1 pseudogene is annotated in these 917 nt (G+C 44.4%); it reads right to left on the reverse strand.

The window, feature by feature from the left end:
* Positions 1–75 precede the first annotated feature (75 nt).
* Positions 76–917 (reverse strand): annotated as a pseudogene (locus R7R78_RS24930) (ATP-binding protein); the annotation flags it as partial.

The raw sequence follows: 917 nt of genomic DNA on the forward strand, positions 1-917 counted from the left end.
AAATGCTCGTATCGCTTCTATTTTCATCGGTTTGATTAGCGTTTACCGATGAAAAAGAGTCTTTCGTGATTTGTTTTAAGTACGGCTACGGTGCAACGTTAATGTGGCTTTTAAACCACCCATTTTGCTCTTTTCTAAAGCCAGTAGGCCTCGATAGCTGTGCGCCATTTCACTCACAATATTTAAACCGAGCCCAGAACCTGGCGTTGTTTCGTCTAATCTGACACCACGTTTGATGACTTGGCCTAATTGCGCTTGAGGGATTCCAGGCCCATCGTCTTCGATAATCAGGTGGATACTATCCTTATCCTGAGTAGAGTGGACGCGAATCATGCTATTTGCCCATTTATAGCCATTTTCAAGCAAGTTACCGATCATTTCGTCGAGGTCGGTTTTTTCGACTGCAACATTCAACTCAGAATCAAGCTCATTAACTAAGGTGATGTCTCGCTCGGCATAGACTTTATCGAACGCCATTGAGATAGCATCCACTCGCTCTGCTGGATTGGCTTTGACAGAAAGGATGTTCATGGAACCCGCCATTCGAGCGCGACCTAAATGATAGTCGATGTGATCTTGAATCTGGTTGAGTGGGGCGTTTAAGCGGGCTTGCGTTTTGGGCTCTAGCGTTTGCACTTCATTTTTTAACACAGATAGCGGCGTTTTAAGTGCGTGTGACAAATTACCCGCGTGGTTACGCGCACGCTCCAGTAACTACTGATAATGGAAAAGAAGAGCGTTGAGGGCTAAAATACGTGGCGAAATCTCTATCGGATAAGTTTCTTCTAAACTCTTTTTATTTCCAGCTTTGAGCTCTGCCAGCTCTTTTTGCAGTTTAGTTAGTGGACTCAATGACCAAACGATTTGCAAGAGAATGACAGTCAGAACGCCAGCAAACAACAATCCTAGAATTAGCC

The sequence above is a fragment of the Vibrio sp. 2134-1 genome (assembly GCF_033339495.1).